The organism is Streptomyces sp. NRRL S-495 (assembly GCF_000966955.1).
GTDB lineage: Bacteria > Actinomycetota > Actinomycetes > Streptomycetales > Streptomycetaceae > Kitasatospora > Kitasatospora purpeofusca.
On sequence record NZ_JZWY01000934.1, the window covers coordinates 1 to 8,803 of the forward strand.

Below are 8,803 nucleotides of genomic sequence, written 5' to 3' on the forward strand. Positions count from 1 at the left end.
GTCCACGACAGCCCGTGAACCCCGCCTCGACGACTGCAGGCCCGGGTCCTGGTTCGCATCGGTGCCGACGGTGGGCTTGTGCGGGGCGAGGTGTCCGATCTCGGTGGCCCACTGCCCGATCCGGCCGAGGCCGGATCCGACGCCGGGGCCGGTACCGCCGGCGACGAAGGCGATGATGCCCTCGGTGACGGCCAGGACGTGGCCGGCGGCCGGTGCCGGCCTTGCGGGCGATGCCGCCCATGGTGCGGCCGTCGGGGAACAGCGCGGGCGGCGTAGGGGCCGAGGGCGCGCGCCGGGCGGACGACCGCTGGCTCGCGGGGCGTCAACCGGTCCGCTCCGGCCCGGTGGCGAGCAACTGCTCGGCGTAACGGTTCTCCCCTGGGTGCCGGGCAGGTCCACCATGGCTGCTTGCCTGCTCCTGGAACGGTGGCGCTCCGAACAGCTCGGGGTCCTGCCTCTGACCCCGGCCGCGAACCAGCCTGCGCTGCTTGACCACGGATGACGCGGAAGGCGGCCGGGCACACCCCTGGGGGGACACAGCGTGTAGACGGTGAAGGGCGCCATCGCGGGCGAGGGCGCCGAGTTGATCCCTCGGTCGATCACGTCCGGTACCGCCCAGCCGTTGCCGCCTCGACCCCACCGGTCCGTGTGAAGGCGAGTCGTTCAGCGGCGGAAGCCCGCGGTGGGGATCGACTTCCGTCCCGTGGTGCCCGTCGGCCCCGGTCGGTCAGCGCCTGGCGCCGTGCTCGGCGAGGAAGGCCAGGACCCTGCGCCAGGAGTCCGCACACGCCTCGGCGGTGTCCGCCGAGCCCTGCTCGAAGAAGCCGTGCGGAGCTCCGGGGTAGATCACCGACAGAACTCGAGTGCCCGCTCGAACCCCGTCACTGCGGCCGCCGGGACGGCCTCGTCGGCGCCGCCCCACAGGGCCAGCAGCGGTGCCGTGAACTCGTCGGCGAGCTGGGTCGGACCGGGCGAGCCGTTGATCGCGTCCGGGTATCCGTAGAAGCCGATCACGCCGGCGAGTGCGAACCGCTCGGCAGCGGCCCGCAATGCCTGGCGGCCGCCGAAGCAGAAGCCGAGGGCGATCACCGGCCGGCCGCTCGCCCCGCCGTCGGCGCGCAGTTCCGCGGTCGCGGCGGTGATGTCGGCGTCCAGGCCGGCCGGGGTGAGCTTCATCAGGTGGGCCAGCAGGTTGCCCGGCTCGGTGAACTCCGGTCCCCTGTCGCGGAGGTCGGGCCCGGCGGTGCGGCCGAACCAGTCCAGGGCGAGTGCGGGATGTCCTTGCTCCGCCAACCGCACGGTGAGTGCCTCGTAGAACGGGGACAGGCCGTTGTTGTCGGGCAGGACCACGACGGCGGCACCGGACGGGCGCTCGGGCCGCGCCGTGAAGGCGGCGAACCCCGTGAAGGCGGCGAACCGGGTTCCGTCGCCTGCCGTCAGGACGAGCGGACCCGCCTCCGGGACGGGGGTGACGGCGGCGCCGTGGACGGGCGGAACAGCGTCGGATTCGTAGCACACAGGGCATTCCTCGTCAGTGCTTCCACGGGGTGACGCTGGACGATCGGCGTCGGCGGACACGGGAACACTATGCGAGAAGTCCTTATTTGACGGGGCATCATATCATGGATGCGAATTCTTCGCAAGCATCTCTCGTCGCAGGTCGGCCGCAATCCGGTCACCCGACCCCGCACCACGGCCGTACTCACCGAGGCCGCCACCGGCGCCGATGTGTATAAGAGACAGGCATCGATGTGTCCGCCACGCGCAAGGGCCCCGCCTACGGGACGGCACTGGTCGACGCCGCGAACCCGGAGGATCCCTTCCAGGGCCAGGGCCAGGGCCAGCGGCAGAACCGGCCGGCCGCCCTCGCCCCGGCATCGACCATCGGCTCCTGGAAGCCAGGCACCCGGGAAATCAGCTCTGACCACCGCGCCGACCGGCGGGGAGCACCAGTCGGGACATGCGGCGTCCCAGGCCCGACCGCTGTTCCTGCCGCACGAGTGGCTCGACCTCCGGCACTACCGACCCCGTGAGGAGCCGAACCTCCGGTTGTACCGATTCGCACTTGCTGCCCTCGGGCATCTGGCGCCGCCGCACCCGTTGGCCGACCGCCCGGCTACCCGATCATCCGGTGGGGCTGCCGGTCCGGGGCCGGTGGGTGACGGTCCGGTACACGGAGATCGGTGTGCCGGTTGTCAGAGGGTTGACCTGTGCCGGTGCCGGGACGCGCCTCGGCGGCCGACGTTGTGCGGTGCTCAGCGTGAGCCTGTCGCTCTACTTGAGGACGACGTTGACGCGGTGGCGTTCGAGGAGTTGCAGGACTTTCTCGAAGGAGATGGACGAACGGCCGGGGCCGTCGGCGGCGACACGACCGTGCTGAGTCTCTCAATGCCAGGGTGCACAACCTTGCCCTTCGTCCCGTTCCGCCGACAACCTAACCGAGACGAAGGACACCGCTCCGCCCCGGGGGGAGGGGGTGCCCTGCGCTCGCGGTCGGGCCTTCCCCGGTCACTCGCCCGGGTGCGGTGCGGATGCGCCGAAGTTAGTTTGTGTACAGGTGATGCACTCGCAGTGCCGGTGGGCCGGCGAACCCGGCGGGCGCTTCGGGGCTGGTGACACGAAGCGACGGAACTCCGGCAGAACGGCGAATCGGGCATCGCTCGGTCCGTCATGAGATGGAAGGGTGTCGCACATGGCAGAGAAATTGTCGCGGGCCTGGACTGCGGACGAGGCTGCCGAACACCGGCGGTCGCGCGGGCCGGACCGGGCGGGCGAGGCGGTCCCGATGGATCGGACTGCGGGGGTCTCCAGTGGTGAGGACCATCTTCCCGGTGTGGAGAGCGACTACGCCGGCGACGACGGCCGTGGTGACGACCCCACGCCGCAGGAGGGATGACCGTGGGACTCTACTTCCAGAACAGCACGTCGAAGACGGTCTGGTTCGCCTACGCCTATTCGGACAGCGGCTGCGCTTCGAAAGGTGACCCGTGGTCGAAGACCGGATGGTTCATGGTCACTCCGCACACCGATCTGAAGGTGCGTTCCGGACCTGTCAACGGGGCGAAGTACTTCTTCTTCGCGGAGAACCAGGACAGAACTCTGAGCTGGGGCGGAGAATTCTTCACCCAGATGCCGGACCGGGCCTTCGACTGGTGCTGGACCACGGGGAGCACCGACTCCCGGCTGCTCGGCATGAAGAAGATCCTCGTGCCGGTTTCCTCGATCAACCATACGATCAACGTCATCGGGCCCTGACGGGAGTGGGCCGTGCGGGCCGCCCGCTCCTATGGTGGAAGAACCCCCGTACGGGCAGGTGGATCGTGAACGGACCCGTCATCGACTACCAGGACGTCTTCCGGGCTCTGCCGAGCGCGGTCGCGCTGCTGACCCGCGACCTGGTGTACGCGGATGCCAACGAGGCGTTCCTGGCCGTCTCCGGACGCACCCGCGAGCAGCTCGTCGGCCGCTACCTGTTCGATGTCTTCCCCGACAACCCGAACGACCCCTCGGCGAACGGCGTGCGCAACCTGCACGCCTCGCTGGAGCGCGTCCTGGCCACCGGCGAGCGTGACACCATGGCCCTGCAGCGCTACGACGTCGAGGACCCGGTGCGCCCCGGTGTGTGGCACGAGCGGTACTGGAGCCCCGTGAACGCCCCCGTCCTCGCGCCGGACGGCACGGTGGCGCTGCTGTTGCACCGTGTCGAGGAGGTCACGGATTTCATGACGGCCCGCGGCTCCCACGACGGCAGCCGCACCCGTGTCCTGGAGGCCGAGCTGTACACCCGTGCCCGGGACCTGCAGGAGGTCAACGAACGTCTGCGCGGCGCCCACGCCCGTGAACGCGAGGTCGCCCTCCACCTGCAGGAGGCGATGCTCCCCGCGCCGCGCCCGCTGGGCCACCACCGCGCGGCCGTACGGTACCGTCCGGCCACCGGGGCCCTGAACGTCTGCGGCGACTGGTACGACCTGGTGGACCTGCCCGGCACGGTCCACACCGCCGTCGCCGTGGCGGTCGGCGACGTCGTCGGGCACGGACTGCGCGCGGCCGGCGTCATGGGCCAGCTGCGCAGCGCGCTGTCCGCCGCCTCCCGCGTCGCCGACGGTCCCGCCGAGGCCCTGGACGTGCTGGGCCTGTACTCCCGCTCCGTCGACGGTGCGGAGAGCGCCACCGCCGTGTCGGTCTTCGTCGACTGGACCAGCCACACCCTCACCTACAGCAGCGCGGGCCACCCGCCGCCCGCGCTGTGCGGCCCCGACGGCACCGTGGTCCTCCTCGACCGGGCCACCGATCCCCCGCTCGGCGCCCGCCCGGAACACGTCCCCCGCCCCCAGGTCCGAACCGGCTTCGCCGAGGGCTCCGTCCTCGTCCTCTACACCGACGGGCTCGTCGAACGCCGGCGCGAGGACATCGACACCGGCCTCGACCGCCTCGCCCGCTCCCTCGCCCGGCACCGCCGCGCCGATCCCGAGACCCTCGCCGACGCGCTCCTGGCCGACCTCGTCCCGCCCGCCGGACTCACCGACGACACCGCCCTGATCGTCCTGCGCCTGTGACGGCCGGAGCCCGCGGCCCGAGGAGCCGCGCAACGCCGGAAGGGGGAGGCCGTCACTGGCCTCCCCCTCCCCCGGCGTCACATCACGCGGTCACCGGGTGAGATTGACGGTGAACTCGTTGGCCGGGTCGTCGCAGTGCACCACCTTGTTCGGCCGGTTGCCCGGGCCGTCGCCGATGATCGGTGCCGGGGCGTCGACCGCCCACGGGTTGCCGCCGCTGCCGCGGGTGGCGGCCGAGCAGGATGCGTAGGCGTTGCCGTTGGGAGCGGTGGCGGGGAAGTTGGAGAAGTTCCTCCAGTCCCCGCCGTTGATCCGCTGGTTCGACGGGCGGCCGAGGTTGTCGGTCAGCCGGTCGTCGATGTACAGGTACAGGTCGGGCATGTAGGACTGGAAGACGATGCCGTTGGAGGGAGTCGCGTCGCCGTTGCGCTGGAAGTGCGTCGGCTTCACGGACCCGTCGGCGCAGAAGGCCGCGGCGATGTCCTGCCAGATCGGGGGCGCGTTGCCGATCATGGAGCCGCCCATGTTGTTGTTCCAGGACCCGCTGTTCTTGAAGAACATCGCGTAGACGTCTCCGGCGAACCGCCGCACCGCGTGGTTGGTCCGCAGACTCGCGTTGACCTTGTCCACCCACGCCTTGACGTTGTCGTTGATCGACTTGTGGCCGATCATCGCGCGGTAGCCGTGCACACCGCCGCCGACGGCGCGGAAGTCGACGCACTGCTTGGCGTCGTCGATGCGGGCCCCACGGAAGTGCGGGAAGTACGCCTGGCCCGGGGTGTCCCCGTCCGTGTAGGGGTGGGAGGTCTGGACGTTGCCGTACTCCAGCGCGTCCTGCGTGGTGTAGTCGATGTCCGGTGCCGCGATCCCGTAGTCCGCCTCGATCGTCTTCATGATCCTGGTGACGAAGTGGGGCAGGTGGGCGTTGCCGACGCGGGCCCGGTAGTTCGACCCGGCGCTGCCGTCGACGATCTTCCCGTCCTCGCCGACCACGAAGGTCACGTTCACATCGGACTTGATCTTGTAGCTGTTCGGGTCGCTGTACGCCTGGGAGGCGGGCTTGGACACGTCGGGGCGCAGGTTGGACATGGCCATCCAGACCGGGATCGACATCGCGGGGGCGGAGCCGTCCGCACGCGGGGCCGAGCCGCCGGCCCTGATGTCCTTGGCCCACTGGTCGGCCGCGTCCCAGGTCTGCTGCCCCGTGCACTCGCCGACGGCCTGCGCCGTCGGGCACCGCGCCTCGGAGGCCAGACCCCGGGCGTCGGCCCCGTCCGGGTTGTTCCACAGCGGCCCCTGGTCGGCCAGACCCAGCCCCCAGTCGTAGAGGGACTTCATGGACCGCACGGGCGAGTTGATCTCCGTCGACACCGGCCAGTTGGAGTTCAGCTCCTGGTTCGGGTCGAAGATCGCGGCCGCGGTCAGGGAGCGCTGGACGAAGGTGCCCCTGATCGGCTTGAAGGCCACGGAGTTCCAGGCGATGTCGCGGTCGGCGGTGCCGCCCTTCGAATAGTTCGTCAGTGTCACCTTCGGGGTGGAGGTGAACTTGTACGCGCCCAGCGACACCCACTGGCCGTTGCTGGCGTCCTGGTCGACGTACCGCTCGTACGGGCCGCCGACGGCGCCGTCGACGACGTACTTCGCGTCCTTGGTCTGCGCTCCGGTGTCGGGGATGTAGGCGTAGACGGCGGCGAGGTCGTACGACTTGCCCGCCGTCCACTCGCCCACGATCGTCATCCGGTTGCCGTCGCCGCCGTAGTGGTCCTCGTCCCGGGTGTGGGTGTACCAGAAGTGGCCGCCGTGACCGCCGCCGATCGAGTGCAGATCGGCCTTCGCCTCGTAGTGCTGGTCCCAGTCGGGATGGAAGGTGAACTGGAACGTGCCCGTCGACGCCGCCGGCCCGCAGGCCGACCAGGTCGGTGTACCGGCGGGGACGGAGGTGACGACGTCGGAGCCCGCCGGGGCGCCGGCGCACACCGGAGTGCCGTTCTTCAGCCGGTAGCCGCGGCCGGGCTCGGCGCGCAGGGTCTGGTACTTGATGTTCTCGTGCCCGCACGTCTGGTCGCAGTCGGGCTTCCAGGTCGCGTTCTCCTGGTTCCACCAGAACTGGCGGTAGCAGGCCTCGTCCGGGCAGTCCACCGGGCTGGAGGGGTTGCAGTTGTTCTTGGTGTTGCAGAAGGTGCTGATCGGCGGGCTGACCCGGGAGCGGTCGGCGACGGTGGTCCACCAGGCGGGGTTGAAACCGGCGGAGTTGAACCCCGATTCGCCCTTCCAGTCCTGGCGGCCGTCCGTGCCGTAGGAGAAGCCGGTGTCGATGGACCAGGCGGACCAGCCCATCACCTTCATCTCGTACGGCCAGTACTGCGGGGTCGCCGCGTCACGGATGTTGTTCGTGTTGAGGCTCACATCCATGAACGGGTGGTCCCAGGCGCCCTTCTTGTACATGGGGTTGGCGGGGTTGTTGTACCAGCCCAGGCCCCAGGCACCGCCGTTCTGGCCGGCCGCCGACTTGGGGTTGAAGCCGAGGTTGTAGTTCCAGGCCGCCGTGAACCAGTTCTCCACCCGGGACGGATCGTCGTTGTTGACCGCGATCTTCTGCCCGTCGGCGTGCACCTCGTTCCACTTGTCCGAGAGGATCTTCATGGAGGCGGCGATGTTGGTGGCGCGCCGGATCGAGGCTCGTCTCGCCGGTCTTCTCGTGCCCCTTCAGCCGCATGCCGTCGGTGACCTGGCCGACGCCGTAACCGCAGTCGGACTTGTCCCAGTTGATGCGCCAGTAGCCGAGCAGCGTGTCCTTCGTGCTGTGGCCGTAGTAGCCGTCCACGGCGGCCAGCGGGCTGCCCATCTGGCCGGGGACCGCGCCGGACTCGGCCTGCCACAGGTTGGACTCCTGCGCCAGGATGCCGAGCAGCACATTGGCGGGGATCCGTCCGCCGCCCTTCAGCTCCGGGCGGGGGAAGAGCCCCTGGGGGTCGATCGTGAGGAGCCCGGCCTGGCCGCGGTAGTCGCCCTGACGGATCCAGTTGCTGCGCAGCTCGCCGCGCACGGCCATGTCCACCGCCCACTCGACCTGGTTGGGCGTCGGCTGCAGCGCCTGCACACTCATGTCGTTGCGGGAGACGGAGCACCAGCGGTCGGTGTCACGGGGGTCGTGGGAGTCGGGCGCGGCCGCCGTCGCACGGGCCGTTGTGCGCGGCTCGGCCCGTCGCCGTGACGGTCGACGTGACCGTCGTCGTGGTGCCGCCGGCCGGCGTCCCGGGGGCCGGCCCGGAGGGGGCAGGCACACCCGCCTCGGGCCCGGCCGCCCCGTCGAAGCCCTTCCCGGCCGCCTTGATCCGGTTCAGTCCGGCGCGGACGCCGGGGGTGAGGACGGGGGCGACGGCGAGGTGGCCCTGGGAGGAGACCTCGGTGCCCGCCGGCACGTCGAGCCGGGTGACTCCGCTCCCCTCCACCTTGACGTCCCGGGGACGGCCGGTGAGGAAGGCACGGCCCTGCGCGCCGGACACCAGCTCCAGCTCGCCGAGGTTCCCGGTGGCGACCGTGAGCGGCTCACCGGCGCCGCTGTACACCTTCGCCTGCGCCGCCCCCGTGTCCTTGCGGTCCACGAAGCCGATGCGGTCCCCTGCCATGGGGCGGATGTCGAAGGGGATGCCGTCGCCCCCGGCGAGTCGGCTGATCGTGCCCTTGCCGTCGATCCGGACGAGATCGCGGCCCAGACCGGCGACCACACCGTCCTTCACCGGTACCGCCGACGACACCTGCCCCCGCAGCTCCCCGGTCTTCGTGACCGCGGTGCCGGCCGTGTCCACGGTGATCACCTGGGTCTTCACCTGCGCCGCGTCGTTCATGTCGCGGTACTGGGTGAAGGCGGCCGTGTGCGTGGTGGTGTTGCAGGCGGGGTCGAAGTAGGCGAGCGTGGCGGTGAACGGCAGCTTCGTCACCTCACCCGTCGTGGTGTTCACGATCGCCGTGAACGCGCCGCCCTGCATCAGGTCGGGCTTGTTGGTGAACGCGCGCGGGGCGTACACGGCGGCCACGTGCGAGTCGTCCATGACGCACTGGTTGCCGATCCACGAGTCGGCCGGCAGCCCGGGCTCCGCCAGCGCGGCGACCGTCCTCCACTCGTACGCCGCCGCTTCGTCGGCGACAAGGATCTTGAAGGCCTCGGCATCGGCCGCGCCGGTCACCGCACGGTCCTCGGAGGCCTTCCAGCCCTTTCCCAGCGTCTGGTCCGGACTGTCCACGCC

5 protein-coding genes and 1 pseudogene are annotated in these 8,803 nt (G+C 70.6%); 2 read left to right on the forward strand and 4 right to left on the reverse strand.

All coding sequences use genetic code 11. The features are described from left to right. Positions 1–727: 727 nt before the first annotated feature. Together VR45_RS48150 and VR45_RS36610 are read right to left on the reverse strand one after the other, a co-directional pair. Positions 728–850, reverse strand: coding sequence for a dienelactone hydrolase family protein (locus VR45_RS48150; RefSeq protein WP_199926072.1), 123 nt, complete (start codon positions 848–850; stop codon positions 728–730). Then, positions 847–1,518, reverse strand: a complete 672-nt coding sequence (locus tag VR45_RS36610) for a dienelactone hydrolase family protein (RefSeq protein ID WP_199926073.1) — start codon at positions 1,516–1,518, stop codon at positions 847–849. The genes VR45_RS48150 and VR45_RS36610 overlap by 4 nt, the downstream gene beginning before the upstream one ends. A gap of 1,380 nt (positions 1,519–2,898) precedes the next feature. On the opposite strand from VR45_RS36610, the gene VR45_RS36620 reads away from it, so the two are divergent. Further along, complete coding sequence (locus VR45_RS36620) at positions 2,899–3,255, forward strand: DUF1036 domain-containing protein (protein WP_052709653.1); 357 nt, start codon at positions 2,899–2,901, stop codon at positions 3,253–3,255. 65 nt (positions 3,256–3,320) lie between these two features. Then, positions 3,321–4,556: a SpoIIE family protein phosphatase gene (locus VR45_RS36625; protein ID WP_199926074.1), complete on the forward strand. Its 1,236-nt coding sequence runs from the start codon at positions 3,321–3,323 to the stop codon at positions 4,554–4,556. A 90-nt stretch (positions 4,557–4,646) separates the two neighbouring features. On the opposite strand, the gene VR45_RS43035 is transcribed toward VR45_RS36625, so the two are convergent. Both VR45_RS43035 and VR45_RS43040 read right to left on the reverse strand, forming a co-directional pair. Next, on the reverse strand, positions 4,647–7,199 hold the full coding sequence (locus VR45_RS43035; protein ID WP_052709654.1) for a hypothetical protein: 2,553 nt from the start codon (positions 7,197–7,199) through the stop codon (positions 4,647–4,649). Positions 7,200–7,696: 497 nt separating this feature from the next. Continuing rightward, positions 7,697–8,803: pseudogene (locus VR45_RS43040) on the reverse strand (hypothetical protein); the annotation flags it as partial.

Coding starts and splice junctions, on each gene's coding strand:
- VR45_RS43035 (WP_052709654.1), bottom strand. CDS start 7,199: ATGAAGATCCTCTCGGACAAGTGGAACGAGGTGCACGCCGACGGGCAG.